This window comes from Agrobacterium sp. P15N1-A, assembly GCF_044626815.1.
Lineage (GTDB): Bacteria > Pseudomonadota > Alphaproteobacteria > Rhizobiales > Rhizobiaceae > Agrobacterium > Agrobacterium leguminum.
The window spans coordinates 1,074,421-1,100,371 of the sequence record NZ_JBIUPF010000001.1; the positions used below are offsets into that span (position 1 = coordinate 1,074,421).

Annotated in this window: 24 protein-coding genes and 1 tRNA gene; 7 read left to right on the forward strand and 18 right to left on the reverse strand. The window is 60.9% G+C overall.

Annotated features, from left to right (window positions below; genetic code table 11):
* Positions 1-34: 34 nt before the first annotated feature.
* The 13 genes from ACIK7D_RS05290 to ACIK7D_RS05350 all read right to left on the reverse strand — a co-directional run bounded on the left by ACIK7D_RS05290 (position 35) and on the right by ACIK7D_RS05350 (position 13,538).
* On the reverse strand, positions 35-1,882 hold the full coding sequence (locus ACIK7D_RS05290; protein ID WP_080817891.1) for a methyl-accepting chemotaxis protein: 1,848 nt from the start codon (positions 1,880-1,882) through the stop codon (positions 35-37).
* Positions 1,883-2,025: 143 nt separating this feature from the next.
* Positions 2,026-2,727, reverse strand: a complete 702-nt coding sequence (visR, locus tag ACIK7D_RS05295) for a transcriptional regulator VisR (protein ID WP_003522758.1) — start codon at positions 2,725-2,727, stop codon at positions 2,026-2,028.
* Positions 2,728-2,780: 53 nt separating this feature from the next.
* The gene (gene visN, locus ACIK7D_RS05300) at positions 2,781-3,512 is read right to left on the reverse strand and encodes a transcriptional regulator VisN (protein ID WP_035262791.1); all 732 of its coding nucleotides are present in this window, start codon (positions 3,510-3,512) and stop codon (positions 2,781-2,783) included.
* 371 nt (positions 3,513-3,883) lie between these two features.
* A complete protein-coding gene (gene fliF / locus ACIK7D_RS05305) occupies positions 3,884-5,566 on the reverse strand; it encodes a flagellar basal-body MS-ring/collar protein FliF (RefSeq protein ID WP_035262795.1) in 1,683 nt (560 codons plus the stop codon).
* Positions 5,567-5,694: 128 nt separating this feature from the next.
* On the reverse strand, positions 5,695-6,078 hold the full coding sequence (locus ACIK7D_RS05310; RefSeq protein ID WP_035262798.1) for a hypothetical protein: 384 nt from the start codon (positions 6,076-6,078) through the stop codon (positions 5,695-5,697).
* Positions 6,079-6,092: 14 nt separating this feature from the next.
* On the reverse strand, positions 6,093-6,638 hold the full coding sequence (gene cheD, locus ACIK7D_RS05315; protein WP_003522762.1) for a chemoreceptor glutamine deamidase CheD: 546 nt from the start codon (positions 6,636-6,638) through the stop codon (positions 6,093-6,095).
* Positions 6,635-7,024: a chemotaxis response regulator CheY2 gene (gene cheY2 / locus ACIK7D_RS05320; protein ID WP_003503467.1), complete on the reverse strand. Its 390-nt coding sequence runs from the start codon at positions 7,022-7,024 to the stop codon at positions 6,635-6,637. The genes cheD and cheY2 overlap by 4 nt, the downstream gene beginning before the upstream one ends.
* Complete coding sequence (gene cheB / locus ACIK7D_RS05325; RefSeq protein ID WP_003522763.1) at positions 7,024-8,079, reverse strand: protein-glutamate O-methylesterase CheB; 1,056 nt, start codon at positions 8,077-8,079, stop codon at positions 7,024-7,026. Before cheB ends, cheY2 begins: the two co-directional genes overlap by 1 nt.
* Complete coding sequence (gene cheR / locus ACIK7D_RS05330) at positions 8,076-8,984, reverse strand: protein-glutamate O-methyltransferase CheR (protein WP_003522764.1); 909 nt, start codon at positions 8,982-8,984, stop codon at positions 8,076-8,078. Before cheR ends, cheB begins: the two co-directional genes overlap by 4 nt.
* 13 nt (positions 8,985-8,997) lie before the next feature.
* The gene (locus ACIK7D_RS05335; RefSeq protein WP_080817900.1) at positions 8,998-11,265 is read right to left on the reverse strand and encodes a chemotaxis protein CheA; all 2,268 of its coding nucleotides are present in this window, start codon (positions 11,263-11,265) and stop codon (positions 8,998-9,000) included.
* Positions 11,266-11,281: 16 nt separating this feature from the next.
* Entirely contained in the window at positions 11,282-11,647 is a 366-nt protein-coding gene (gene cheY1 / locus ACIK7D_RS05340) for a chemotaxis response regulator CheY1 (RefSeq protein WP_003493773.1), read from the reverse strand.
* Positions 11,644-11,943 (reverse strand): STAS domain-containing protein, encoded by a 300-nt coding sequence (locus ACIK7D_RS05345; protein ID WP_137002883.1) that lies wholly within the window; start codon positions 11,941-11,943, stop codon positions 11,644-11,646. The genes cheY1 and ACIK7D_RS05345 overlap by 4 nt, the downstream gene beginning before the upstream one ends.
* The gene (locus ACIK7D_RS05350) at positions 11,943-13,538 is read right to left on the reverse strand and encodes a globin-coupled sensor protein (protein WP_400155760.1); all 1,596 of its coding nucleotides are present in this window, start codon (positions 13,536-13,538) and stop codon (positions 11,943-11,945) included. The genes ACIK7D_RS05345 and ACIK7D_RS05350 overlap by 1 nt, the downstream gene beginning before the upstream one ends.
* A 517-nt stretch (positions 13,539-14,055) precedes the next feature.
* On the opposite strand from ACIK7D_RS05350, the gene ACIK7D_RS05355 reads away from it, so the two are divergent.
* The 7 genes from ACIK7D_RS05355 (at position 14,056) to mnhG (ending at position 20,540) form a co-directional block, all read left to right on the forward strand.
* Positions 14,056-14,433, forward strand: coding sequence for a hypothetical protein (locus ACIK7D_RS05355; protein ID WP_400156018.1), 378 nt, complete (start codon positions 14,056-14,058; stop codon positions 14,431-14,433).
* A gap of 106 nt (positions 14,434-14,539) precedes the next feature.
* The gene (locus ACIK7D_RS05360; RefSeq protein ID WP_400155761.1) at positions 14,540-17,458 is read left to right on the forward strand and encodes a monovalent cation/H+ antiporter subunit A; all 2,919 of its coding nucleotides are present in this window, start codon (positions 14,540-14,542) and stop codon (positions 17,456-17,458) included.
* The gene (locus tag ACIK7D_RS05365; RefSeq protein ID WP_020810384.1) at positions 17,458-17,793 is read left to right on the forward strand and encodes a Na+/H+ antiporter subunit C; all 336 of its coding nucleotides are present in this window, start codon (positions 17,458-17,460) and stop codon (positions 17,791-17,793) included. The genes ACIK7D_RS05360 and ACIK7D_RS05365 overlap by 1 nt, the downstream gene beginning before the upstream one ends.
* Entirely contained in the window at positions 17,790-19,436 is a 1,647-nt protein-coding gene (locus ACIK7D_RS05370) for a monovalent cation/H+ antiporter subunit D (protein WP_162936730.1), read from the forward strand. The genes ACIK7D_RS05365 and ACIK7D_RS05370 overlap by 4 nt, the downstream gene beginning before the upstream one ends.
* Complete coding sequence (locus ACIK7D_RS05375; RefSeq protein ID WP_174022733.1) at positions 19,433-19,921, forward strand: Na+/H+ antiporter subunit E; 489 nt, start codon at positions 19,433-19,435, stop codon at positions 19,919-19,921. The genes ACIK7D_RS05370 and ACIK7D_RS05375 overlap by 4 nt, the downstream gene beginning before the upstream one ends.
* Positions 19,918-20,199 (forward strand): K+/H+ antiporter subunit F, encoded by a 282-nt coding sequence (locus ACIK7D_RS05380; RefSeq protein ID WP_003522772.1) that lies wholly within the window; start codon positions 19,918-19,920, stop codon positions 20,197-20,199. The genes ACIK7D_RS05375 and ACIK7D_RS05380 overlap by 4 nt, the downstream gene beginning before the upstream one ends.
* A complete protein-coding gene (mnhG, locus tag ACIK7D_RS05385) occupies positions 20,196-20,540 on the forward strand; it encodes a monovalent cation/H(+) antiporter subunit G (RefSeq protein ID WP_003522773.1) in 345 nt (114 codons plus the stop codon). Before ACIK7D_RS05380 ends, mnhG begins: the two co-directional genes overlap by 4 nt.
* A 10-nt stretch (positions 20,541-20,550) precedes the next feature.
* Here mnhG and ACIK7D_RS05390 read toward each other — a convergent pair whose 3' ends face one another.
* The 5 genes from ACIK7D_RS05390 to ACIK7D_RS05410 all read right to left on the reverse strand — a co-directional run bounded on the left by ACIK7D_RS05390 (position 20,551) and on the right by ACIK7D_RS05410 (position 25,933).
* Entirely contained in the window at positions 20,551-21,141 is a 591-nt protein-coding gene (locus ACIK7D_RS05390) for an alpha-ketoglutarate-dependent dioxygenase AlkB (RefSeq protein ID WP_174022734.1), read from the reverse strand.
* A gap of 159 nt (positions 21,142-21,300) precedes the next feature.
* A tRNA-Phe gene (locus ACIK7D_RS05395) sits at positions 21,301-21,376 on the reverse strand.
* Between the two features lie 288 nt (positions 21,377-21,664).
* Positions 21,665-22,096 carry a hypothetical protein gene (locus ACIK7D_RS05400; protein WP_400155762.1) on the reverse strand — a complete coding sequence of 144 codons (432 nt, stop codon included), beginning with the start codon at positions 22,094-22,096 and terminating at the stop codon, positions 21,665-21,667.
* A gap of 155 nt (positions 22,097-22,251) precedes the next feature.
* Positions 22,252-24,468, reverse strand: coding sequence for a 3-hydroxyacyl-CoA dehydrogenase NAD-binding domain-containing protein (locus ACIK7D_RS05405; RefSeq protein ID WP_400155763.1), 2,217 nt, complete (start codon positions 24,466-24,468; stop codon positions 22,252-22,254).
* A gap of 256 nt (positions 24,469-24,724) precedes the next feature.
* Positions 24,725-25,933: an acetyl-CoA C-acetyltransferase gene (locus tag ACIK7D_RS05410; RefSeq protein ID WP_400155764.1), complete on the reverse strand. Its 1,209-nt coding sequence runs from the start codon at positions 25,931-25,933 to the stop codon at positions 24,725-24,727.
* Positions 25,934-25,951 lie beyond the last annotated feature (18 nt).

Here is a 25,951-nt window from a genome sequence, read left to right on the forward strand (position 1 = left end):
GGGAGCTTCTTTGACCTTCAAAAAAACAGACCTATCAGGCCGCCTGATTGTAGCGATCCCTGCCGGTCGCCGAACCCTGTTCCATCTGGAACCGCTGCACCAGATCGAGCAGCGCTTCCACCTCGCCGGAAAGCACCCGGCTGGCCGCGCTCGACTGTTCGGCAAGCGCCGCATTCTGCTGCGTCATCTGGTCCATCTGGTTGACAGAGCTGTTGACGTTGTGAAGAGCGGAGGACTGGTCCTGCGTCGCAGTTGCGATGGTTTCGACATGCTGGCTGACGGTAACGATCTGCTGGCTGATGGCGGAAAGAACCGTGCCCGCCTCCTGCACCAGCTTCGAACCGGAGCTGACCTCATGCGTCGACTGGTTGATGAGCTGCTTGATCTCGCGGGCCGCGTCGGCGGAGCGCTGGGCAAGCTCGCGCACTTCCTGCGCCACCACGGCAAAACCCTTACCCGCCTCGCCCGCACGCGCTGCCTCGATGCCGGCATTGAGCGCAAGAAGGTTGGTCTGGAAGGCAATATCGTCGATGACCTCGATGATCTGCTCGATCTTGCGCGAGGCGTCTTCGATGCGGCCCATGGCGTCGACGGCGTTGCTGACGACCGAACCGGAACTGTCGGCGCTCTGCTTGGTGATGCGCACGGCCTCATTGGCCTCCCGCGCCCGCTCAGCCGACGATCTGACCGTGACGGTGATTTCGTCCACCGCGGCGGCGGTCTCTTCCAGCGAGGCAGCCTGGTTTTCGGTGCGCTTCGACAGATCGACCGACGATTGCTCGATTTCAAAACCGCTATGCTGGATGATCAGCGTGCGCTCGCGGATCTGCCCCAGCGCATCGCGCAGATTGAGAAGGGATTCGTTGAAATCCGTGCGCAGGCGGTCGAGACGACCGGCGAAAGGCGTCTCGATCGTGCGGCTCAGATCGCCACGCGAAAGCCTGCCGAGGCCGGAAGCAATCTCGCTGACCGCAAATTCGATCTGCCCATCGAGCTCCTGTTTCTCGGCGTCGTTGCGGTGACGTTCGGACTCGGCTGCGGAGCGTTCCTCGGCGCTTTTGCCCTCGATCGCCAGTTTCTCGATCGCATTCTCGCGGAAAATCACCAGCGCACGGGCGATGTTGCCAAATTCATTGGTATTGGTGGCGTAGGGGATCGGCGTGTCGAGATTGCCGTCCGAAAGGGACTTCACCGCATCGGTCAGCTTGCCAAGCGGCTGGAGCGTGCGCTTGATGACGAAATAGGCGAGCAATCCGACGCCAAGCATGGCGAGCGCGCCGCAGATCAGCATCATATCGCGCAGGCTGTATATCTGCGCATCGTAGACATCCATGGGAACGCCCACGAACAGGATGCCGACGGTTGCGCCGGTCTTGTTCGTAACCGGCATATAACCGGTCATGTAGCTGGTGCCGAACAGCGTGGCCGTGCCAAAATAAGCCTCTCCCTTGGAGACTTTCGGGAAAGCGGGATGATCGGTAGCAAGCTTGGTGCCTGCCGCTCTCTCACCCTTTTCGTTCTTCAGATTGGTGGTCAGGCGAATGAACTCGCCGGCCTTGGCTTCAAAAACAGTAGAGATACCGCCGTTGCCGGCTGCCGTGCGATCGACGAGATCATTGTCACGCATCGTTCCGATGCTGGCGCGACCGACGCTCTTCAACTCGCCATCCACCATTTCGAGGGCAACGCCGCCGACCTTCATCTCATAGAGGATGGCCATGCCGCGCATTGCGCTGTGCGTATCACGCAGCGCGGTGGTGATGATGTTGTCCTTCAAGCGAATGTAGGTCGAAAAACCAACTGCCGCCACGCTGAGCGTGATCAGGCCGATCGTCAACGCGACGACCTTGCCAGCAACGGACTTAAAGAGCCGGTTGTGCATGAAACAGTTCCCCAAAGCCAAACTTATAAAAGTTCTAGTAGGCAACTGTTAAAAAAACGCGAAGTGTCGATAGCGCCTTTTAGGGAGGCGCAAATGCCGGTTCGGGCCGCCGGCTTGGGAGGGGCGGGAAAACCCGCCCGCCATCAATGGATATAACCGAGCCGGATGGCCTTGGCGATCGCCTGGATGCGGTTGACGGAATCGAGCTTGATCGTCGCTGAACCGAGATAGGCGTTGACGGTGTGCACGGAAAGCCCGAGCTTGACCGCGATTTCTTCGCTGATACGGCCGTCCCCCGCCAGTTGCAGGCAGGCGATTTCCCTCTCGCTCAGCGCCTCGGAAGGTGCCGCCTTGCGCTCGTCCAGCGCCAGCATGTCCACCATGATCTCGCAGCATTTGATGTGCTGTTCGATCACGACCTCATTGTCGAGAACGAGGTTGGTGCCGCAGAAAACGATGTAACCGTTGCCGATGGTGCCGAGCCGCACCGGAAGCGCCAGCCCCGCATAGGGCAATGTATCGTTCTCGATGCGGCGCAGAAGTGCGGGCACATCGGGAAGATCGGCAAAGCCGCCGGCATTCTTGTTGCGCCAGATGACCGGCAGGAGCGACGTCTCGATATGATCGAGAAGAATGTCGCCGACGGCGCGGATGAACTGCGCGCTCTGCTCTGCGGCATTCATGCCCCAGTTTTCCAGCTCGCAGGTCAGCTTCTTCTTGTTGGGGAAACCGGAAGCGGCAGCCTTCGTCACCACGAAATTGCGTGCGCCGACCAGCTTCTGCATAGCGACGAGCTTCGGAAAAAGATCCGACCGGCTCGTCACGACAGGGCTACGGTAAAACATGCCCGTCTGACCTGAACCCTCATTGTCTTTCGTCTGTACCATCCGTCCGACCATTATACGAGGTTGTTGCGCACGGCGTAGGCAATTGCCTCCGAGCGGGTTTTCGTCGCGGTTTTACGCATCACGCTTGTAATGTAATTATTGATCGTATTGCGCGAAATGCCAAGGATCATCGCAATTTCATCGCTCGTCTTGCCTTCCGCGATCCAGAACAGGCATTCGAGTTCGCGCTCCGTGAGATCGATATCGCGCACGGTCTTTGCTTCGCTGGCAATGCCGAAGCTGACGCAATAGCCCGTCAGCAGGGCGATTTCGCGCAGCCGTTCCGGCGAAGGCACCGCTTCTTCGGGAAACAGCAGCAGCAGCGAAAGCCGGATGCGTCCCACACAGAAAGACAGCGCCGAATATTGCCGGTCTATGCCGTAGGGAACCGAAACATCGTCGGGAAGGAAGAGCAGCCGCGGCTGCAGAAGCGAAAGGCATTTCTCCATTTCGCTCGATCTGTTCTGGCTGTTGGCCAGCTCGATACCGAGCCTGCGGACCAGATCGAAAGGCCAGTCGGAGGTGACGATGAATTTCAGTCCGGTTTCTTCGAGAAGATCATCCCGCGCCAGCAGATAATGCGAGGCGCCAGCGTAGGTTACGAGCAGATCCAGTGCGCCTGCAACGTTACCGGCAGCAGCCGTGGCTGCGACGTTTTTAGCAAGCTGATCGCGCGGCAAGGGCTTACCCATGCCCTCCATAGGCTTGGCAGACAGCCTGCGGATATCAACATCGACTTTCAATCGCCTACGCCCTCTTGCTCCCAGTGGGAGATTATACCTCGGGATGGAATCATTCCATTCGAGAAGCTTACCAAAATGGGACGGCAAGCCCCCGGAGACCGAATCACTTCATTTTATGGAACGGACTGGGATTTGCCATTACCTGACACCAGCCTTTCCACGTATTTCGCTGTTCGTCTATTGCTAAAAAAACATACTGAAAAGCTGTTCAATCCATAAACGGCATTCTCAGCCAATTCCCAGCAAACTGTATCGTTGCTGAATTTTTTGTAAACACTGTCCTGAAACGAGATTGCCACGGCTCGCCCGCCAAGCATAGCAAAAAGCCCAAAAACGGAAAAAAGGCCGGGTAAAACCGGCCTTTTTCCATATTATGCAGCTTTTTCCACCGCCCATTTGCGCAGGATTTTGGCGGCTCTTTCCTCGCTGATTTCCACCATGCGGGAGAGCCTGCGCTCGGGTCCTTCACGAACCCGGCGGTTGAATGTGCCCTCGCCATCGCCGCCCGCCAGAAGGTCGTCGGTGCTGTCGAAGCCGAAATCCGCCCCGAAACCTTCCATGAGACCGCCTGCGCCCGCATCCATGCCGGGAGAGAAATCCGGCAGTTCGAGACCGGCGGCCTCCTGGCTGAGCTGGCCTGCGGCGGCACCGTTGCCGGTCACGGTGCGGACCAGAGGGCGTACACCGAGCCAGACGACAAGGAAGGCGACAGCGACAAAGGCGAGCGAGTTGATGATGCCGGCGGAATTGCGGCTCAGCACTTCCATGATGCCGGGTCCGGTTGCGGCCTCATCCAGCAATTGCGTTTCGAGGAAGTCCATCGCCGTCAGCGAGACGATGTCGCCACGGTCGGAGGAAATGCCCGCGGCCGAAGTGACGATCTTCTGCATTTCGGCAAGATAGGCGTCGATCTTCGCCTGATCGGCGGGCTCGCCGACCATTTTGGCGATCCGGCCCTTGTTGACGACGACCGCGACCGAAATCTTCTCGACGGTGTAGCCGTTCTTGACCGTGGCTACCGTCTTGGAATTGATCTCGTAATTGGTCTGCTCTTCCTTCTTGGCCGACTGGTCGGAGGACTGCGGACCGCCGCCGCCGCCCTGGGGCGCGGCCTGCGGTACGTTCTGTTCCACGGTCGCGGCCGTATCCGGCTGCGTTTCCTGGGACTTCTGGTCTTCCTTTACCGTGCGCACGGAGCGCTCGACGCGCGATTCCGGATCGTAGACGGTTTCCTGAATCTGACGGCTGTCGGTATTGAGCTGCGCCGTAACGCTGGAGCGGAAATTGTCCATGCCGAGGAAAGGCGCCAGCGCCTTGTCGATATTGGTTTCGATTTCCTGCTGCACATTCTGCGCCAGCGTCAGCGAGCGGTTCATGGCTGCATTGGTGACATCGTCGCCGGAAGCGAGAAGCTGGCCGGTTGAATCAAGCAGTGTCACATCGTCGACTTCAAGGCCGGGAACCGCCGAGGCGACGAGGTGACGGATGGAGGCGGACGCCTTGCGGCCGGCCGAAGCACTGGCGCGAATCATGACCGATGCGGTGGGCTTCTGTTCGCCGCGGCGGAAATTGCCGACGTCAGGCATGACGATATGGACGCGTGCGGCCGCAATGCCGTCAATCTGCTGGATGGAGCGGCCGATCTCGCCTTCAAGGGCGCGAACGCGCGTCACTTCCTGCATGAAGGAGGTCAGGCCGAGAGAGCCGACATTGTCGAAAAGCTCATAACCGGCATTGGCGCTGTCGGGCAGGCCGCGCTCAGCCAGAAGCAATCTTGCCTTGCTGGTGAGGCCAACGGGAACCTGAAGGCTGGAACCATCGGTCCCCACCTGAAAGTCCAGACCCGATTCGGCAAGCGCAATGCTGATCTTGTTAAGGTCGCTTTTTTCAAGCCCCACATAGAGGGTCTCGTAAGCGGGACGGTTCACGTAAAGAGCTGCAGCGAGGATGATGGCCATGGACACAACGCCCACGCCGCCCAGCATCAGCAGCCGCGTCTGCCCCAGCGCCGCGACATTCTTCAAGACCTGAGGGATTTGATTTAACAGATTCATTCTGTTCCGCACCGTCATTCATAGAGTCCGAGACCTTTTGGCCCCGTCGTGACAATAGGGTGCGAAGCTTGCGCGAGCGTTGCCTTTCTCCGCATTCAGCAAGGAAAGGAACGCGGCGGGAATATGGTCTAGAACAGGTCGAAGTCGCCGGAAGCCTTGTCCAGCGGCTGGGAATGGCCATGGCGGAAGGCAGCGCCCAGCGCCTTCTGCATTTCGGCCAGCTTGACGAGGCTAAGCGCGGTGGAGACATCCACGATCCAGTCTCCGGGGATGGAACCGGTGATGGTATCGATGAATTCCGCAAGGCCGCGGGTTTTCTGGACGGCAAGGTCGATGCCCTGCAGCAGCTTGACGCCTTCACTGGACAATTGACCGCTGGTCACTTCAAGCAATTGCGGCTCGATGCGCTCGATGAGATAGGCGACGTCGTGCAGTTCCGATACCACGCGCATCAGAACGTCCGGCAGGGCTTCTTCGAACGGAGTGGCGGCGGTGTGCTCTGCAAGCTGCATTGGAAACTCCGTGACTAGAAAAATTCGATGTCGTTGGCGACTGGCTTGGGGGCCGGCACCGGACGCGTTTCCATGGCAACCGTCTTCTGGGTTTCCGCGCCGCTGAGCGGGTGCTGACGCGCGCGCCCGGAGACCGGCCAGAATTCGATCTTTCGGCCGTGGTCCCCGCCTGTGGAGGAGCTTAAGACCGGAATACCTTCATCCTTCAGAAACTGCATGGCGAAGATGGCATTCTGCTCGCCGACGTTGGAGAAGCTGGCAATCGTCTTTGCGCCGCCGAAAACCTTCGCTTCCAGCCGGTCGCGCCGCGCCCCCTGCTTCAGGAGCCCGTTGATCAGGAGCTCCATGAGATGCACGCCGTAACGCGTGGCATCTCCGCCGGTCACATTGCCCGTTCCCGGCAGCAGGAAGTGATTCATGCCCCCTAAGCCGGCAACGGGGTCTCTCAGACAGGCGGCCACGCACGAACCGAGTATCGTCGTCAGCACCACATCGGGATCGCTGACGACCTTGTACTCGCCCTGAATGATATGTACGCGCTTGGCCGCAGCTTCAATCATTTCAGCGATCCGAAAACCGCCTCGATGGCAGCGCGCATTTTGTCGATCGTGAAGGGCTTGGCCAGCACGTTGTTGGCGCCGAGCTGGGCTGCCTTCTGCACCAGCGCGCGGTCACCCTGCGCGGTGAGGATGATGAAGGCGGCCTTCTTGGTGGTCGGGTTGGCCCTGACGGCGTGCAGGAAACCGAGACCGTCCATCTTCGGCATGTTGAAATCGGAAATGACGAGATGATGGGGCTGCTGCTCCATGATCTTCATTCCCTGCTCGCCGTCACCGGCGGCGGTGATCTGCTTGAAGCCGAGCTGTGTCAGCGCATCGCTGAGGAGCAGCCGGCTGGTCACCTGATCGTCGACGATCAGAACTTTGATCTTTTCTGCGAGAGACATTAGTCAGCACCTTCTTTGCGGGCAGTGGTTAGTTTCAGGATTTCTTCGCCGATGGAGGCCAGCGGGAGTTGCTGTTCCACGGCGCCAAGTTCATAGGCCACGCGGGGCATGCCGTAGACGACACATGTTTTTTCGTTCTGGCCGACGGTGCGCGCACCGGCATGACGCATTTTCAACAGCCCGGCGGCGCCATCGCGGCCCATGCCGGTCAAAATGACGCCGACGGCATTGCGGCCGGCAAGCTCGGCCACCGAATCGAACAGCACATCGACGGAGGGCCGGTGGCCGTTGACGGGATCGCGTTCGACAAGCCGGCAGCAGGGCGCGGACCGGTTGGCGATCTGCAAATGGCGCTCGCCGCCCGGCGCGAGATAAATCTTGCCGGTTTGCAGACGCGCACCGTCTGTCGCTTCTTCCACCACGGGGGCGCAGATGCGGTTCAGCCGTTCGGCAAAACTCTTGGTGAAGGTCGGCGGCATGTGCTGGGTGATGACGGTCGGCGGGCAATTGGCCGGGAATTTCTGCAGCACGGCGATCAGCGCTTCGACACCGCCGGTGGAGGAACCGATGGCCACCACCTTGCGACCCGCCCGATATTCGCTGACCGGCACCGGCTGCGGCGCGGCTGCAGCTTCCGGGCGCGCCGCACGGTAGGCGGCGTGTTGCGAGCGGGCAGCGGCCTTCACCTTGTCGGCCAGATCGCCGAAGGGGCGTGCATCGCCCGGAGCCGGCTTGCCGACACAGTCGAAGGCGCCGATTTCAAGCGCGGCAAGCGAAGCATCCGCGCCGCGATGGGTCAGCGACGAGACCATGATGACCGGCATGGGCCGCAGGCGCATGATCTTTTCGAGAAATTCCAGCCCGTTCATTTCCGGCATCTCGATGTCGAGCGTCACGACATCGGGATTGAGCTGCTTGATGGCCGCGCGTGCTTCCATGGCGTTGCCGGCCTGCCCGACCACCTCGACTTCCGGATCGGCCTTGAGGACAGCCGAAATCAGGCCGCGCATGGTGGGCGAATCATCGACGACGAGTACCCGTGCGAGTGCGCTCATGCCTTCCTCCCCGAAGCGTGGCCAGTGAAGCGGTAGGTGGTGATGCCCGTATTGTCGAACAGGTTCTTGGCGTCACCGGAGACGCGTTCGGAATGACCGATATAAAGATGACCGCCTTCCGGCAGCAGCCCGGCGAAACGCGACCAGATGCGCATCTGCGTCGGCTCATCGAAATAGATGACGACGTTGCGGCAGAAGATCACGTCGAAATTGCCCTTGAAGGGCCATTGCGTCATCAGGTTCAATTCGTTGAAGGTGATGAGGCGCTTGACCTTGTCGTCGATGCGGAACTTGCGGCGACCGCCGGCATCGACTTCCGTGAACCATTGCTTGCGCATGGCAGGAGACACGGTTTCGAGCGCATTGTCATCATAGACCCCTGCCCGGGCCTGCGCCAGAATCTTGGGGTCGATATCCGTCGCCAGGATTTTGAAATCGTAATCCGCCGCATTCGGGAACATGGCGAGCACGGTGAGCGCGATGGAATAGGGCTCCTGCCCATCCGAACAGGCGGCCGACCAGATGCGGACACGACCGCCGCTCTTCGCCCGGGCGATAAGGCCCGGCAGGACCTCGTCCCGCAGATGTTCGAAATGGTGGTTCTCGCGGAAGAAACGGGTGAAATTCGTCGTCAGATGCGACAGCATTTCGCGCCGCGCCTGCGCGCCATCCGGCGAGGACACCAATGCGCAATATTCGCGGAAACCCGACAGGCCGAGGTTGCGGATATGCTTCGACAGTCGGGAATAGACCAGCGACGCCTTGGTGTCGTTGAGATAGATGCCCGCATCGGCATAGATCATCGCCGCGATTTCCGAAAGGTCGCGTCTCGTCAGCGGGTATTCGCCGCTGGCAAGAACCTCGTCGGGAGACTGGCGCTGGTCGCTGAAATTAAGTGCTGCCATGGATGATCCGCTTTCAACCTGTCGCCGCGAGCGACATTTCCTGCTTCAGGGGCTGTCCGCGCGAGGCGCTGACGATGGCATCGACATCCAGGATGAGCGCGACACGGCCGTCACCGAGGATAGTGGCGGCGGCAATGCCCGGAACATGGGTATAGTTGGCTTCCAACGACTTGATGACAACCTGACGCTGGCCCTGGATCGCGTCGACCATCAGGGCACGCTGGCCGCCGCCTTCCGATTCCACCAGAAGGGCGACACCTTCGACCGGATCGGCCTGGGTCGGGCGGAAGTTCAGCACGCGGCCGACATCGACCAGCGGGCAGAAGGAGTTGCGGATGGAGATCAGCCGCTGGTTCGCGCCGAAGGAATGAATGTTCTTCGCTTCCGGCTGCAGGGTCTCCACGATTGCCGTCAGCGGCACCACCAGCGTCTGGCCGGCAACGGTCACCACCATGCCGTCGAGAACGGCAAGCGTCAGCGGCAGGCTCATGGTGAAGGTCGAGCCATGGCCGGGGCGCGAGGAGATGCTGATGCGACCGCCAAGCGCCTGAATGGAGCGCTTGACCACATCCATGCCGACGCCGCGGCCGGAAATGTCGGAAATCTTGTCGGCGGTGGAGAAGCCCGGAGCGAAGATCAGATTGTCGATCTCTTCATCCGTCAGGTTCGCGTCGGCGGCGATGAGGTCGTTGTCGATTGCCTTCTGGCGAACGCGCTCGCGGTTGATACCCGCGCCGTCGTCCTGAAGCTCGATCAGGATGCGGCCCGAACGGTGCTTGGCCGAAAGCTTGATGGTGCCTTCCGGGTTCTTGCCCGCCGCTTCGCGCTTTTCCGGCGTTTCGATGCCGTGGTCGACGGCATTGCGGATCATATGCGTCAGGGGTTCGGCCAGCTTGTCGATGACCGTCTTGTCGACTTCCGTGTTTTCACCTTCGGTGACGAGGCGGATCTGCTTGCCGATCATGTCGGCGACTTCGCGGACGATACGCGACATGCGCTGGAAGACGGGCTTCACCGGCTGGGCGCGGATCGCCATGACGCTGTCCTGAATTTCGCGCGTCAGCTGCTGTAGTTCGTCCAGACCCATATTGACGGCGGAGGTGCCGCTCGCATCGTTTTCGATGACGCTCTGCGACAGCATCGCCTGATTGATGACGAGTTCGCCGACGAGGTTGATCAGGCGGTCGACACGGTCGAGGTCGACGCGGATGGTCTGGCCGGCGCTGGCATTGGCCGCTGCATTGGCATTCGCCTGGGCTGCGGCAGGCGCTGCCGCCGCTTCACGCTTTTCGATTGCCGCATTGACGCTCTGGGCGATCTGCGTTGTCGCAACGGCCGTTTCGACCGCTGCGGCAACGTAGGAGGCTTCAGCCGGGGCGATTTCAACAGCGGGCTGCTCTTCCGGTCCGCTATCGAGGGCCGAAAGATCGAACGGCACCGGGATCATCGGAAGCTCTTCCGCGTCGTCTGCGGCATCCGAAACAACCGGCACGATTTCGAGATCGCAATCCCATTCGGCAAATTCGAAGACGCTGCGGATGCCCTCTTCGCCCTTGTCGGTCGCAATCGAAACCGTCCAGGAAAGATAGGATGCTTCAGGATCGAGCTTGTCCAGAGAAGGCAGCTCCGACATGTCGCAATTGATGCTCATTTCGCCGATGCGCGAAAGATCGCGCAGGAGAAGTGCTGCCTCGTTGCCCTTCGAATAAAGCGACGCATGCGGCTTGAAGGTGATCTGGAAGGATGGCGCTTCCATCAGCGGCGTGGTTTCGTCGGCAAAGTCCGTGAAGGAGAACGGGATCGGCTCGAAGCCGCTCTCATCCGTCGGCTTGGGCGCGACGGCTTGCGGCGCCTTGACGGGGGCCGGCGCTGCCACCGGCGCGGAAACCTGCACGGTTTCGCCGTTTGCCAGCGCTTCCAGCTCCTTGACGAGGCCGCGGGTGCGGCTTTCATCGACGCTGCCGCCGTCTCTGGCCGCATTGGTCAGGTCCGCCAGCACGTCGGCGGAGCGCAGCATGACTTTCAGAACATCCTGTGTCGGCTCCAGCTTGTTGGAGCGGACGCAGTCGAGGGTCGTTTCAAAAACGTGGGCGAAGGCCACGAGATCATCAAGACCGAAGGCACCCGCCCCGCCCTTGATGGAATGAACGGCACGGAAAACGGCGTTGACGGTTTCCGGATCGCGGTCGCCGTCATTCAATTTAAGAAGCCCCGATTCCAGTTCAGCGAGCTGCTCCTCGCATTCCTGGAAAAAGATTTCCTTGATTTCGTTCATATCCATCGTGAAATGTCCCGTATCAGGCGGTTACGCGTTCAATGGCATCGATGAGTTTCGCAGGGTCGAACGGCTTGACGATCCAGCCCGTCGCACCGGCCTGACGGGCGCGGTTCTTCTTCTCTGCGTCGCTTTCGGTCGTCAGGACGAGGATCGGGATAGCCCGATACTTCTCGTTGCGCCGTACACCCTCGATGAAGCCGAAACCGTCGAGACGGGGCATGTTGATGTCCGTCACGATGACATCGGGGTTGCTCTGCTCGAGCACTTCGAGGCCCTCAATGCCGTCTTCAGCCTGAATGGTTTCGAAACCGGCATTGTTGAGCGTGACCAGGAGCATGTTCCTGATCGTCCGGGAATCATCCACGGTAAGAACTTTTTTCTTCACTTTTGCATCTCCTTGGGGAGCAAATGGTCAATATCGACGCCTATCAGTTTCATCGTCTTGTCGAATGCATCGGACACCCCGGCAAAACCGAAGCGCTTGCCGTCCTCTTCCCAGGATTTCGCGCCGGCCATGAGGACCTGGGCGCAAAGCGCACCGATGCGCTCCACCTCGGACGCGTCTACCGACAAAGGTGCTCCCCTCAGCGTCATCAGCTTGCCGTGCAGGGCCGATGCTTCGTTGAGATCCAGCACCGGTGACAGTTTCAGCGTCGCCTCAGCTGCTTTTCTGGCTGCCATTACATGACTCCCTGACGTCTGAATTGTTGGTAATCCTGGCCGTAATCCGTGCGATTATCCGCACGGGCCATAAATGAAGTGTCCTGCCGGTCCGCACCGGACGCCGCTCTCGCCTGTCCCTGACGGGCGATGCGGAATTCGCGGATGGTGCGGCCGAGTTCGAGGATGACGGTTTGAAGCGCGTCGGCCTCGGAGGCGCTCGCGCTGATATCGACGGCGTTCCGGCCTGCCTGCCTTTGCTGCTCGCCGATATCGGCGGCAACCGATTGCAGTTCGCCGGCCTGCTCGGCCGTATGCCGGGAGACTTCCGCGATCATGTCGTTGATGCCCGAGACCTGCCGGACGACGCCACCGATTGCGTCCTGCGTGCGGTTGACCATCCGCACACCGCCCTCGACCTGCGTCTTGGTGGTGCCGACAAGGCTCTTGATTTCCCTTGCAGCGTCGGCGGAACGCTGGGCGAGCGCCCGGACTTCCTGCGCGACGACCGCGAAACCACGTCCGCTTTCACCCGCGCGCGCCGCCTCGATGCCGGCATTGAGGGCGAGAAGGTTCGTTTGAAAAGCAATCTCGTCAATCGTGCCGATGATCCTGCCGATCTGTTCGGCGGATTGTTCGATGTCCGACATGGCGTCAATCGCCTCGCCGATCGCCTTGCCGCTTTCGACCGCCGCCTCGCGGGCGCGGGAAACAGCCGTTTCCGTAGCCGATATGCGGGCAGCGTTTTCAGCAACGTTCCCGATCATCGTCTGGATGGCGCGGGAGGTTTCGGCAAGGGCTTCAGCCTGCTGGCGGGAGCGCTCGGCCATGGAGCGGCCCATATCGGCAAAGCGCGCGCCGAGCGCCTCGGCCTCGCCGATGCTGTTTTGCGCCGCGATCAGCGATGCGCCAATCGTTTCCAGAGCCGTGTTGAAGGAAGCCGCAACATCGCGATAGGCTTCCGGCACTTCGCCGCCGATGCGGGCCTGCAAATCGCCTGCGGCAAAAGCCGTCAATGCCGTGCCCAGCAACTTCGCCGCTTCGGAGCGGTCACTGTCGCGCTGTTCCGCCAGTTCGCGGCCATGGCGCAGGCGCAATTCGTTGAAGCGCAGCGAGACGGCGATCTCGGTATCGACCATCACCAGACGGACGACATTCTTGACGGCTTCCGCCAGTTCACGGGTTTTCTTGCGGTTGCCGGGCAGGATGGAGCGCGGCGCATGCTCGGCCACCAGCCCGCCGACGAGATGTTCCAGAACCACCGCATGGCTGGCGATCTGCCAGCGCGGATCGAGACCCATGCGGCTGGCATTGTCGGAAAGAACCTTTACCCGCTCGGCGTAAAGCGCATCGAAACGCGCGTCGGTCAGAACGCTCCAGTGCGAGGATTGCAGATCGTGCAGGCGGTCGAGCTGGTTTTCGCTTTCGAACGACGGAGAACAGTCCGGCATGGACTGGAAACGGGTCATCACGTCCCGCAGGCCGGCCTTGACGTAAGGCTCCAGCATGCTGCGATAGCTGCGCAGGAAATCGGATTGCGTCTCGTCGAGGCCGGCAAAACGCAACCGCCCCGCCAGGCTTCCGCCTGCCGATCTGCGCGCTTGATCTGATGGCAAATCCTGCCCCAACCGACGTCCCCAACAACATGACGGCCGGTAAAACCCGGCCAAATTGGCCAAGGTTCAGAACGCCAGCACCCTAAGGGGATTTTTGAACGAACATACCCATCGCGGACGATGCGGCATCGACGCTTGCCAGACCTTCTTGAACCAAGAAACGAAAATACCGGATCGGCCCCGGTACGGCAGTGCGGCGTCATGCCTGGAAGGGGAGAGAACCCCATTCCGCCGTGGAAATACCATCAATCTTTATGGTTAATTCCTTGCTTGAAAGTTAAGAAACACAGGCGTCGGCGTCAAACGGTAAAATTTGTAAAAGCTTTTAGCCAATGCCGCCCTCACTTTGCCGCAAACGGGCAAAAACGAAAAGGAATCGGACGCCGCGGGCGGTTTTTCCCGCATGCGCGCTGGACAAGCATGTCCGGCTTCCCCTAAAACAAATCAACAGGATATTCGCTCAACGGTGATGCTTTAAAGAGACCTTTACGATCAAGGAGATGCCAACTTGCCATGGATGGAGAAAGGCCGCAGTTCAAGGCGCCATCCACAAGTGTTGATCGGCCTCGTGGTCGCAAGCCTGCTCGTCATGATCGGCTTTCAGGCACCGGCCGGCGTCAAGCCCCTTTCCAAAACCAGCCGTCTCGAACGATTGCAGAGCGTCGATCCGGGCCGTTCCGTTTCTCTTCGCGAAAAGGACTGCGATAGCGGCAATGATTTCGGCTGCAGGGCCGGCGATGCGGGCTCGGGCTTTCGCCTGGACGCGTTTGCCTCACCCGCCCCCAGCCTCAGGGATAGCGCCGACGTCTCGCTCGTTGCTGTTGCCATCGTGCCACAAGCTTTCCGAGACTTTGCCAGCGTGGTTCCACGCGCGCCTCCGCATATTATGTATTAGTCATTCCGGCGGTCCTCATCATTCGGTTCATTGCGAACCTTGAGGGATCGGAGTCGTCGGAAACCCGCCGTAGGCTCCCATTCCAGAGAGAAAACCGCCGCCGCATATGACACTTGCAACCATTCTTCCATTCATTGTCGCATTGCCCTTCGTTGGCGCGCTTCTGACGGCCTTCATGCCGCGCGAGGGTGCGGCCGCCGGTCCCGCCTCCGTCGCGGGCGCAGTCGCCCTTTTCGGCCTTGTCAGCAGCATTTTTCTTTATACGAGCGTCAGCGGCGGCGCGGTTCTCAAGTATGATGTGGAATGGCTGCCCCAGCTCGGCCTGAACTTTACGCTGCGGCTGGACGGATTTGCCTGGATTTTCACGATGCTCATTACCGGCATCGGCCTGCTGGTGGTGCTCTACGCGCGTTATTATATGTCGGCCGAAGACCCGATCCCCCGTTTCTTCGCCTTCCTGCTCGCCTTCATGGGCTCGATGCTCGGCGTGGTGCTCTCCGGCAACGTCATCCTGCTGTCGATCTTCTGGGAAATGACCAGCATCTTTTCGTTCCTGCTGATCGGCTACTGGCATCAGAACGCCGGTGCGCGCGACGGCGCCCGCATGGCGCTGACGGTGACCGGCATTGGCGGTTTCAGCCTGCTGGCCGGCCTGCTGATCCTCGGCCATATGGCGGGAAGCTATGACCTCGACAGGATCATCGAGGCCGGTGCAGCCATCCGCGCCCATTCCCTCTATGTACCGGCGCTCATCCTCATTCTGGGCGGCGCGCTGACCAAGAGCGCGCAGTTTCCGTTCCATTTCTGGCTGCCCAACGCCATGGCGGCGCCCACACCTGTTTCCGCCTATTTGCATTCAGCCACCATGGTGAAGGCCGGGGTTTTCCTGCTTGCGCGGTTCTGGCCGGTGCTGGCGGGCACGCCGGAATGGTTCTGGCTCGTGGGCGCGGCCGGCATCATAACCCTGCTGCTCGGCGCCTATTTCGCCATGTTCCAGCAGGATCTGAAGGGGTTGCTGGCCTATTCCACCATAAGCCATCTCGGCCTCATCACCACGCTGCTCAGCCTCGGCAGCCCGCTTGCGGCAGTGGCGGCCATCTTCCACATGGTCAACCACGCCACCTTCAAGGCCTCGCTCTTCATGGCGGCCGGCATCATCGACCATGAGACGGGCACCCGCGACATGCGGCGCTTGAGCGGGCTTTATACCTATATGCCGGCAACCGCGACGCTTGCCATGGCGGCGAGTGCGGCCATGGCCGGCGTACCGTTGTTCAACGGCTTCCTTTCCAAGGAAATGTTCTTTGCCGAGGCCGTCGAAACCCATGCCGACTCGCTGCTGGACCGGGCGCTGCCCTATGTCGCGACGCTGTCGGGCGCGTTCGCCGTCGCCTATTCGCTGCGCTTCATCCACACGGTGTTCTTCGGCCCCAAGCCCGTCGATCTGCCGAACCCGCATCCGCACGAGCCGCCGCGCTGGATGCGTTTCCCCATCGAATTCCTCGTCTTCGCCTGCCTGATCGTCGGCATCGTTCCGAGCCTCTCCATCGGCCCGTTCCTGCATTCGGCCGTGCTTTCGGTTCTCGGTGCGCAAACGCCGGTCTACAGCCTGTCGATCTGGCACGGTTTCAACCTGCCATTAATCATGAGTATCGCGGCGCTGATCGGTGGCGTTACGATCTATGTCCTGCTCGGCGGTTATTTCTCGCGCTGCGACGACGGCCCGCCGGTCTTCCGGCATTTGCGGGGACAGCGCATCTTCGAGCGCATTCTCGTCACCGTGTCCTGGAAATGGGCGCGGTGGCTGGAAAGCACGCTCGGCACGCGGCGTCTGCAGCCGCAGCTAAGGCTTCTTATCCTTGTGGCGCTTCTTGCCGGGTTCTCGCCTCTCTTCCTTTCGGAGTTCTCCCTGTCGCTGCCGCGCGTCACGACCTTCGATCCCATCTTCGCCATCCTTTGGCTGATCGGCATGATCGCGGCCATGGGTGCAGCCTGGCAGGCGAAATATCACCGCCTCGCCGCGCTCGTCATGCTGGGCGTCTCGGGCCTCGTCACCTGCCTCACCTTCGTCTGGCTTTCCGCGCCGGATCTGGCGATCACCCAATTGCTGGTGGAAATCGTCACCACGGTTCTCATCCTGCTCGGCCTCAGATGGTTGCCGAAACGCTTCGAGAAGGTCGATAGCAGCGATGAGCTGCCGGCGCAGCTTCGCCGCGCCCGCGACTTCCTGCTCGCCGCAGGCAGCGGTATCGGCATGTCCGTCATCGCCTATGCCGTGATGACGCTGCCGGTGCCAAACGCCATTGCGACCTATTTCCTCGAGCGCGCCTATACCGAAGGTGGCGGCACCAATGTCGTCAATGTCATTCTGGTCGATTTCCGCGGCTTCGACACCTTCGGCGAAATCGCGGTGCTGGCCATCGTGGCACTAACCGTCTTTGCGCTGCTTCGCCGTTTCCGCCCCGCCCATGAAAGCATCGGGGTGCCGGAACAGCAGCAGATGCAGAACGCCTTCGATGCCGAACGGCCGGACCGCAGCAATGGCGATACGGTTCGCGACTATCTCTATGTGCCGTCCATCGTGATGCAGTGGATGTTCCCTGTTATCATCACCTTCTCGATCTTCCTGTTCATGCGCGGCCACGACCTGCCGGGCGGCGGCTTTGCGGCCGGCATCACCATGGCCATCGGCTTCCTGCTGCAATATCTCGCCGGCGGAGCGCGCTGGGCGGAGGACCGCATCCGCATCCTGCCGCTGCGCTGGATGGGTTTCGGCCTTTTGATGGCGGCGGCGACGGGTATCGGCTCCTGGTATTTCGGCTACCCGTTCCTGACCTCCTATTTCCAGTATACGGAGATACCCTATATCGGCAAAATGCCGACGGCATCCGCTTTGCTGTTCGACCTCGGCGTCTTCTCGCTGGTCGTCGGCTCCGTTGTTCTTATCCTGATAGCACTGGCACACCAATCGTTGCGTAACTACCGCGTTCGCACGCCTGAAGCCGCAAAAGCGGAGGACGTGTAATGGAACTTATTCTTGCAATCGGCATCGGCATCATGACCGGCTCCGGCGTATGGCTGGTGCTGCGCCCGCGCACCTATCAGGTCATCGTCGGACTTTCGCTGCTGTCTTACGCCGTCAACCTCTTCATCTTCGGCGTCGGCGGCATCAAGACCAATGCGCCGCCGGTGCTGGTGAACGGCGTCGACAGCTCCACGCTCGCCGACCCCGTGCCGCAGGCGCTGGTGCTGACGGCCATCGTCATCGGCTTTGCGACCACCGCATTGTTCCTCGTCGTGTTGCTCGCCGCCCGCGGCCTCACCGGCACCGACCATGTGGACGGGAGGGAGACGAAATGATGTCGTTCCCCTTCCACATCGTCATCGCGCCTATCCTGCTGCCGCTGATGACCGCGGCCCTTCTGCTGTTCTTCGACGAGCGCCAGCGTGTGGCGAAAGCCGCCATCAGCCTCACCTCGACCGTGCTGTTGCTGGTGGTCGCCATCTTGCTGTTCCGCGAAGTGAACTCGACGGTCAATACCGAGATCGCCGCCGTGGTGTCGAGCGGTGTCTATCTGCTCGGCAACTGGCCGGCGCCCTTCGGCATCGTGCTCGTCGCCGACCGTCTTTCGGGCCTGATGGTGCTGCTGACGGCGCTGCTCGCCATTCCGTCCTTGATCTATTCGATGGCGAAGTGGCACAGGTCGGGCGCGCATTTCCATTCGCTGTTCCAGATGATGCTGATGGGCGTCAACGGTGCATTCCTGACCGGCGACCTCTTCAACCTCTTCGTCTTCTTCGAAGTGATGCTGGCCGCTTCTTACGGCCTGTTGCTGCACGGTTCCGGCCAGCAGCGCGTCAAGGCCGGACTGCATTATATCGCCATCAACCTCGTCGCCGCCCTGTTCTTCCTGATCGGCGTCAGCCTCATCTATGGCGTTACCGGCACGCTGAACATGGGCGATCTCGCCCATCGCATCGAGGGGCTCAACCCCGATCAGCGCATGCTGCTGGAAACCGGCTCGGCCATCCTCGGCATCGCCTTTCTGGTCAAGGCCGGCATGTGGCCGCTCAATTTCTGGCTGCCCTCCGCCTATGGCGCGGCGTCGGCCCCGGTGGGCGGGCTCTTCGCGATCATGAGCAAGGTCGGGATTTATGTCATCGCCCGCCTGTCCTTTCTGCTTTTTGGGCAGACGGCCGGGGAATCGGCCGGTTTCGGCCATGATGCGCTGCTGGTCGGCGGCATCGCCACCATCATCTTCGGGGCCATCGGCGTTCTGGCGTCGCAGGCGCTCGGACGGCTTGCCGGCTTTTCAGTTCTCGTCTCATCGGGAACGCTGCTTGCCGCCATGGGCACCGGCAACCCGACTGTTGCGGCCGGCGCGCTTTATTACATGGTCAGCTCCACCCTCACCATCAGCGCCTTCTTCATGCTGATCGAACTCGTCGAACGCGGGCAGGATGCCGGCGCGAACGTTCTTGCCGTGACCATGGAGGCCTATGGCGAGGGCGACGAGGAAGAGGAGGAAGAGGAAGTCGGCGTGACCATGCCCGCCACCATGGCGGTGCTCGGCGCCTGTTTTGCCGCCTGCGGCATTCTTCTGGCCGGCCTGCCGCCGCTTTCGGGCTTCATCGCCAAATTCTCGATGCTGACCGCCATTCTCAATCCTTCCGGGCTCGGCGCCAATGACAGCGTGTCCACACTGTCCTGGTGGCTGGTTTTCCTGATCGTCTTTGCCGGTTTTGCCTCGCTGATCTCGATGACGCGCGCCGGCATCCGCACCTTCTGGGCTTCCATCGAAGGCACCGTGCCGCGCGTGCTCGTCATCGAAATCGCCCCCGTCATGCTGCTGCTCGGCCTGACGCTCGCCATGACCGTGCAGGCAGGGCCGGTGATGCGATACATGCAGGAAACGGCGCGTATTCTCGACCTGCCGGCGAGCTATATTCAGGGCGTCATTTCCGCACCGAGGGCGGGAAGCAACCCGGAGGCAGAGCCATGATAAGCCGCATTCTGCCCTACCCGCTGCTGACGATCTCGCTGATCTTTTTCTGGATGACGATCAACAGCTTTTCGCCGGGGCATCTGCTGCTCGGCACCGGTGTTGCGCTTGTCGCCTCCTGGGCGATGGCGTCGCTCAGGCCCGCCAAGCCGCGCATCCGCAACTGGCACAGGCTGGTGCAGCTGATCCTGATCGTGCTTTACGATATCATCAGGTCCAATCTCTCGGTCGTGAAGATCATCCTGTTTAAGCGCGAGAGGGACCGCAAATCCGGCTTCCTGGCTGTGCCGCTCGATATTCGCGACCCGATGGCGCTTGCGGTGCTGGCGACGATCCTGACCTCGACGCCGGGAAGCGCATGGCTCGAATATAATTCCAGCCAGGGCACGCTGCTGCTTCACGTTCTCGACGATGTGGATGAGGCGGCCTGGATAAGCCTCATCAAGAACCGTTATGAAAAACTGCTGATGGAGATATTCGAATGAGTTCGATTATCCTTTTCTGGTCCTTTTCGCTGGCGCAGTTCATGCTGGCCATCGCCATGGCGATCTCGGTCTATCGCATCGCCATCGGCCCGCGCGCGCAGGACCGCGTGCTGGGCGTGGATACGCTCTATGTCAACGCCATGCTGCTTCTGCTGACCTTCGGCCTGCGCACCGGCAACGACATCTATTTCGAGGCATCGCTGCTGATCGCCATCCTCGGCTTCGTCTCCACCGTCGCCCTTTCCAAATTCCTGATGCGCGGGGAGGTGATCGAATGAGCGAGGCGCACGAATTTCCCCTCTGGGCCGCCATCGCCGTGGCCTTCTTCGTGCTGCTCGGCGCCTCGCTGACGCTGATCGGCACCATCGGCTTTGCCAGGCTCAACAGCTTCTATGAGCGCCTGCACGCACCCACACTCGGCACCAGCTGGGGCACCGGCGGCATCGTCATGGCCTCGATCATCTATTTCTCCGTCTCCGGCGACCGCTTCGCCTTCCACGAAATCTTCATCGGCATTTTCATGACGGTGACGACCCCGGTTTCCCTGATGTTGCTGGGACGGGCTGCGCTCTATCGGGACCGGGCGGAACAGAATACGGATAATCGGGAGCATCTGTAGTTCGCCCGGGTCAAGACCGTTTTAGCTTGATGACTTTGCGAAAAGTGAGGGAAATTCGTCTGCCTCGAGCGTTCCTGACCCCATTCGCTATATCCGATTTCCGAGCCGGAATTTCATGGGTCCAGCCGTAGCGACCGGAATCTCTCAGCAAGACGCCTGACCGGGGTTGAAGCAAAACACCGCATGCGGCTGGTCCACGCAATTCGCGGAAAACCATCTCGCATGTGGATAAAAGGCTTATCGAAACGATCGTATCGTCAAAGCAGGGCACACAATCGATGTGCGCACTGATGCCCTGCCCCGGAAGATATTCGTTAGCGATAACCTGATCGGGCAAATCCCGACAATAACCTGTGGTAACCAACCGCTCCGCGAACACGCCAAGCCATGGCGGCAACGGCCCGATATACGCATCCGCGGTAACAGCGCGCGCTTTATAGTCGTAGCGATAACCGAAATGCTGCACGCGGCGTTTCAACTCCGTGCTCCACACACCCGCATCCAGCCTGTGGGCGACGGCGGCCTCCTCTTCTGGAGAGAGAAAACCGTCAAAATAGACAATGCCGGGCGGTAAAAGAGGTGGGCTTGTGACACGATCCATTTGCGGGCTGCTCTCCAACTGCCTGCAACAAACAGGGTTGGGCCATGGCTACACCGGGCCTGTCAAAAGCATATGATGGCGGTAGCTACTCATCGAAATTTGCCTGCAAATGGGCAAGTCGCCATGCACGCAATTCATCAAAAATGCAATTGAGATAAATGGTGCCCGGAGGCGGATTTGAACCACCGACACGCGGATTTTCAATCCGCTGCTCTACCAACTGAGCTATCCGGGCACTTCAGGTCCTTGAAGAACCTCCGCTTTTGGCGGGCGGGGCTGCTTGGTGCCCCGAAAGTGAGCGGGGTTATAACATCTTGTTCGGACATGGCAAGCGCCATCGCGAAGTTTTTTGACAGTTTTTTCACGGCGCCTGTGGATGGCTGGAATAAGCGCCCGGCGGAGGCCGGATTGCGGCTGGGAGAACCGCTCTCCGCCATCCGCCGGGCCTGATCGGCATCCGGCAGGCGGCAGGCGGCGGGTTCGGAAAGGGCCGTAGCCGCGCGCGGGGTGCAGTGCAGAGCGGCTATGCCCCTTCGCTGCGCCGTACGGCAAGGCCAAGCACGAAAGGCACCACGGCCACCAGCGCCGCCATGACGGGCGAGGAAGCGAAGATACGGCTGGCGAGTGAGGTGACGGCGACGGAGCGCACCACCGTCATCAGGCGGGAATTCTCGCGGTCGCGCTCATGGTGGGGCGGTGCGAGCCTGTGGCGGGAGTGCTGGGCCGCCTCCAGCCGTTTGACATCGCGGCGGATCTTGTCGACCTGTCTGCGAAGCTCGTCCAATTCGGCTCGCAGCGACGGATCGATGGTTTTGGCGGCACGCATTCTCTTGGCCGCGGTTTTTTCCGCTCTTGCCTCGGCAGCCACAGCCTCGGCCTCTTCGTCCAGTTCAGCCAGATGGTCGTCAAGGTCCGAGGGCTTGTCGAAACCGTGGGATCGCAGTGGTGCTTTCATCGCTGTCTCCTGAGGCGTGCTGAATTGCGGCGGCGGGCGCTTTTGCCCGGTCAGCCTTTTCAACGCCTCAGCCGGGCAAAGGATGCACGGAAAGCGGGGAGACAGGCATAATAAAACAGGCCCCGAAGGGCCTGTTCAATGTCTCACTTGAAGCCTCAGGCCGCCTTGGCGGCGCTGGCATAGGGATCGAACCGTCCGTAGAAGGTTTCGCCCTTCGCGGCCATGTCCTTCAGCAGCGGCGTCGGCTTGAAGCGCGGGCCATAGGTTTCGCTGAGCTTTTCGGCGAGCGCCACGAAGTTCTTCACGCCCATGCCGTCGATATAGGACAGCGCACCGCCGGTATAGGGTGCGAAACCGAAACCGAGGATGGAGCCGACATCCGCCTCACGCGGATCGGTGACGATGCCTTCTTCCACCGTGCGGGCGGCTTCCAGCGCCACGGTGACGAGGAAGCGCTGTTTCAGCACCTCCATGTCCACGTCTTCAGGCTTCTGCTGCGGATAGAGGTCCTTCAGGCCGGGCCAGAGGGACTTCTTGGCGGGCTTTTCCGGATAATCGTAAAAGCCCTTGGCGTTCTTGCGGCCAAAACGGCCTTCGCCTTCCACCAGCGTCTTCACCAGCTCCATATGGCGCGGATCGACGGCCTTTTCGCCGAGATCGGCGACGGTGGCTTTCAGGATCTTGTAGGAAAGATCGATGGCCACCTCATCGTTCAGCGCCAGCGGGCCGACAGGCATGCCGGCGAATTTCGCGGCATTCTCGATCATGGCGGCGGGTACGCCTTCGATCAGCATATCGTAGCTTTCCGCCATGTAACGCAGCACGCAGCGATTGACGAAGAAGCCGCGCGTATCGTTGACCACAATCGGGGTCTTCTTGATCTTCGCGACGTAATCCAGCGCGACGGCGAGCGCCTTGTCGCCGGTTTCCTTGCCGAGGATGACTTCCGTCAGCATCATCTTCTCGACCGGCGAGAAGAAGTGGATGCCGATGAAATCGGTCGGGCGCTTCGAGTTCTTCGCAAGACCCGTGATCGGCAAGGTGGAGGTGTTGGAGGCGAAGATTGCGCCTTCGGGCAACACGGCTTCCACGGCCTCGATGACGGCCTTCTTCACGTCGCGATCTTCGAAGACGGCCTCGATGACGAGATCGGCGTCGGAGAGCGCCTTGTAATCCGCCGTCGGGGTGACGAGGTCGAGCAGGGCCTTGCCCTCATCCTGCGTCAGCCTGCCCTTGCCGATGGCAGCCTTGACGCTTTCCTCGCAATGGCCCTTGCCCTTGTCGGCCGCTTCCTGGTCGCGATCCACCATCACAACGGGTATGCCGGCGGCAGCCGTGACATAAGCTACGGCAGCGCCCATGAAACCTGCGCCGACGACGCCAACCTTCTTGAACTCGGTCTTCGGCTGGCCGGCCGGGCGGCGCGCGCCCTTGCCCAGTTCCTGCATGGAAATGAACAGCGAGCGGATCATACCGAAGGCTTCCTTCGAGCGAAGGATTTCGGTGAAATAACGCTGCTCCACCTTCAGCGCCGTATCGAAGGGCAATTGCAGACCCTCATAAACGCATTTGAGGATGGCGAGGGCGGCCGGATAATTGCCCGCGCTTTCGCGGCGCAGGATGGCCGGTGCGGCGGGCCAGAGCTGGGCAGCGGCCGGCGTCCAGATGCCGCCGCCGGGGGCCTTGAAGCCCTTTTCATCCCAGGGTGCGACCGGCTTCAGGCCGCCCTTGATCATCTGCTTTGCGGTTGCGACCAGCTGATCCGGCTCGACCACCTGATGCACCAGCCCCATGGCCTTGGCGCGCGCGCCGGTCAGCGACTGGCCCGTCGTCATCATCTGCAGCGCCGATTGCGCATCCGTCAGGCGCGGCACGCGCTGGGTGCCGCCGGCACCGGGGAAGATGCCGACCTTGACTTCCGGCAGGGCGATCTTGAGGCTCTTGGCATTCGATGCCACACGGCCGTGGCAGGCGAGCGACAGCTCGAACGCGCCGCCCATGCAGGTGCCGTTGATGGCCGAGACCCATGGCTTGCCGTTGGTTTCCAGCTTGCGGAACAGGCCGGTCATGCGGCCCACGAGTTCGAACAGCTTTGCCGCCGCCTCATCCGGGTTCTTCGCCTTCTCGTCATTGTAGAAGGAGAACATCGACTTGATCATCGAAAGATCGGCGCCGCCGGAAAAGCTGCTCTTGCCTGACGTGAAGACGACGCCCTTGACGGCGCCATCTGCGACAGTCGCATCAAGAATGGCGTTCAGCTCGTCCATCACCTCAGAGGTGAAGACGTTCATGGATTTTTCCGGCATGTCCCAGGTGACGAGGGCAATACCGTCTGCGTCCGTCTCGATGGTGAAATTGGTATAAGTGCTCATTTGGGATTCCTCTTCCCTGAAATTTCCGTGCGGTTACGACAGTCCGATCACGAGGCTGATACAACCGACCACGAGAACGAGAAACACAACCAAACCCCAACGCTCTGTCCGGAGCCGCTGGACGTAGACAGGAGAAACGGGGCGGATGGACGCCTTATGATCCTGTGCCATGTCCTTTTCCAGATTGTGCCGAGCCAGCTGCTGTTCGATCTCGTTCTTGGGTCGCTCGTAAACCTCGCGCCTCATGACCAGCCTCTCAAACCCGCTCGATAACCGTCGCCGTGCCCATGCCTGCGCCGATGCAGAGCGTGACGAGCGCGGTGTTCAGATCGCGCCGCTCCAGCTCATCCAGTACCGTGCCGAGGATCATCGCGCCGGTTGCGCCCAGCGGATGGCCCATGGCGATGGCGCCGCCATTGACGTTCATCCGGTCATGATCGATGTCGAAGGCCTGCATGTAGCGCAGGACCACGGCGGCGAAGGCTTCGTTGAGCTCGAAAAGATCGATATCGGCAAGCGACATGCCGGTCTTTTTCAGGAGCTTTTCGGTCACATCAACCGGACCGGTCAGCATCAGCGCCGGGTCGGAGCCGATATTGGCGAAGGCCTTGATGCGGGCACGCGGTTTCACGCCCATTGCCTCGCCGCCCGCCTTGGAGCCAACCAGCACGGCGGCCGCGCCATCGACGATGCCGGACGAGTTGCCGGCGTGGTGGACGTAGTTGATGCGCTCCACTTCCGGATGCGCCATGATGCCGACGGCTTCGAAGCCGCCCATTTCACCCGGCATCTGGAAGGACGGGTTGAGCGAAGCCAGCGCCTGCATGTCCGTGCCGGGGCGCATGTGCTCATCGCGGTCGAGGATCGTCAGACCGTTTGAGTCCTTCACCGGAATGACCGACTTGTTGAAATAGCCTTTTTCCCAGGCGTGTGCCGCACGCTTCTGGCTTTCGACGGCGTAGGCGTCGACATCGTCACGGGAGAAACCATATTTGGTGGCGATGAGATCGGCCGACACGCCCTGCGGCATGAAGAAGGCCGGGAAGTTGACCGACGGGTCCATGTACCAGGCGCCGCCAGACATGCCCATGCCGACGCGCGACATGCTTTCGACGCCGCCGGCGATGACGATATCGTCAGACCCCGCCTTGACCTTGCCGGCCGCGAAATTGATGGCATCGAGACCCGAGGCGCAGAAGCGCGAGATCTGCATACCCGGGGCTTTGTTGGAATAACCGGCCTCGAAGGCCGCGGCCTTGGGGATCACCGCACCGGCATCCATGACAGGATCGACGCAGCCCATGATGATGTCGTCGACGGCAGAAGTGTCCAGCCCGTTGCGGTCGCGGATGGCTTCCAGTGTCTTGGCGGCAAGGCGAACGGAGGGCACTTCATGCAGGCTGCCATCCTTCTTGCCGCGTCCGCGCGGGGTGCGGACATGGTCGTAGATAAAAACGTCGGTCATTGTTTCTCTCCCTGCGGC

What these genes read in the sequence shown, in the direction of transcription:
- ACIK7D_RS05290 (WP_080817891.1), bottom strand. Translation starts at nt 1,882, where the DNA reads ATGCACAACCGGCTCTTTAAGTCCGTTGCTGGCAAGGTCGTCGCGTTG.
- visR (WP_003522758.1), bottom strand. Translation starts at nt 2,727, where the DNA reads ATGTTTTACCGTAGCCCTGTCGTGACGAGCCGGTCGGATCTTTTTCCG.
- fliF (WP_035262795.1), bottom strand. Translation starts at nt 5,566, where the DNA reads ATGAATCTGTTAAATCAAATCCCTCAGGTCTTGAAGAATGTCGCGGCG.
- ACIK7D_RS05310 (WP_035262798.1), bottom strand. Translation starts at nt 6,078, where the DNA reads ATGCAGCTTGCAGAGCACACCGCCGCCACTCCGTTCGAAGAAGCCCTG.
- cheD (WP_003522762.1), bottom strand. Translation starts at nt 6,638, where the DNA reads ATGATTGAAGCTGCGGCCAAGCGCGTACATATCATTCAGGGCGAGTAC.
- cheY2 (WP_003503467.1), bottom strand. Translation starts at nt 7,024, where the DNA reads ATGTCTCTCGCAGAAAAGATCAAAGTTCTGATCGTCGACGATCAGGTG.
- cheB (WP_003522763.1), bottom strand. Translation starts at nt 8,079, where the DNA reads ATGAGCGCACTCGCACGGGTACTCGTCGTCGATGATTCGCCCACCATG.
- cheR (WP_003522764.1), bottom strand. Translation starts at nt 8,984, where the DNA reads ATGGCAGCACTTAATTTCAGCGACCAGCGCCAGTCTCCCGACGAGGTT.
- ACIK7D_RS05335 (WP_080817900.1), bottom strand. Translation starts at nt 11,265, where the DNA reads ATGGATATGAACGAAATCAAGGAAATCTTTTTCCAGGAATGCGAGGAG.
- ACIK7D_RS05345 (WP_137002883.1), bottom strand. Translation starts at nt 11,943, where the DNA reads ATGGCAGCCAGAAAAGCAGCTGAGGCGACGCTGAAACTGTCACCGGTG.
- ACIK7D_RS05355 (WP_400156018.1), top strand. Translation starts at nt 14,056, where the DNA reads ATGGAGAAAGGCCGCAGTTCAAGGCGCCATCCACAAGTGTTGATCGGC.
- ACIK7D_RS05360 (WP_400155761.1), top strand. Translation starts at nt 14,540, where the DNA reads ATGACACTTGCAACCATTCTTCCATTCATTGTCGCATTGCCCTTCGTT.
- ACIK7D_RS05365 (WP_020810384.1), top strand. Translation starts at nt 17,458, where the DNA reads ATGGAACTTATTCTTGCAATCGGCATCGGCATCATGACCGGCTCCGGC.
- ACIK7D_RS05370 (WP_162936730.1), top strand. Translation starts at nt 17,790, where the DNA reads ATGATGTCGTTCCCCTTCCACATCGTCATCGCGCCTATCCTGCTGCCG.
- ACIK7D_RS05375 (WP_174022733.1), top strand. Translation starts at nt 19,433, where the DNA reads ATGATAAGCCGCATTCTGCCCTACCCGCTGCTGACGATCTCGCTGATC.
- ACIK7D_RS05380 (WP_003522772.1), top strand. Translation starts at nt 19,918, where the DNA reads ATGAGTTCGATTATCCTTTTCTGGTCCTTTTCGCTGGCGCAGTTCATG.
- mnhG (WP_003522773.1), top strand. Translation starts at nt 20,196, where the DNA reads ATGAGCGAGGCGCACGAATTTCCCCTCTGGGCCGCCATCGCCGTGGCC.
- ACIK7D_RS05390 (WP_174022734.1), bottom strand. Translation starts at nt 21,141, where the DNA reads ATGGATCGTGTCACAAGCCCACCTCTTTTACCGCCCGGCATTGTCTAT.
- ACIK7D_RS05400 (WP_400155762.1), bottom strand. Translation starts at nt 22,096, where the DNA reads ATGAAAGCACCACTGCGATCCCACGGTTTCGACAAGCCCTCGGACCTT.
- ACIK7D_RS05405 (WP_400155763.1), bottom strand. Translation starts at nt 24,468, where the DNA reads ATGAGCACTTATACCAATTTCACCATCGAGACGGACGCAGACGGTATT.
- ACIK7D_RS05410 (WP_400155764.1), bottom strand. Translation starts at nt 25,933, where the DNA reads ATGACCGACGTTTTTATCTACGACCATGTCCGCACCCCGCGCGGACGC.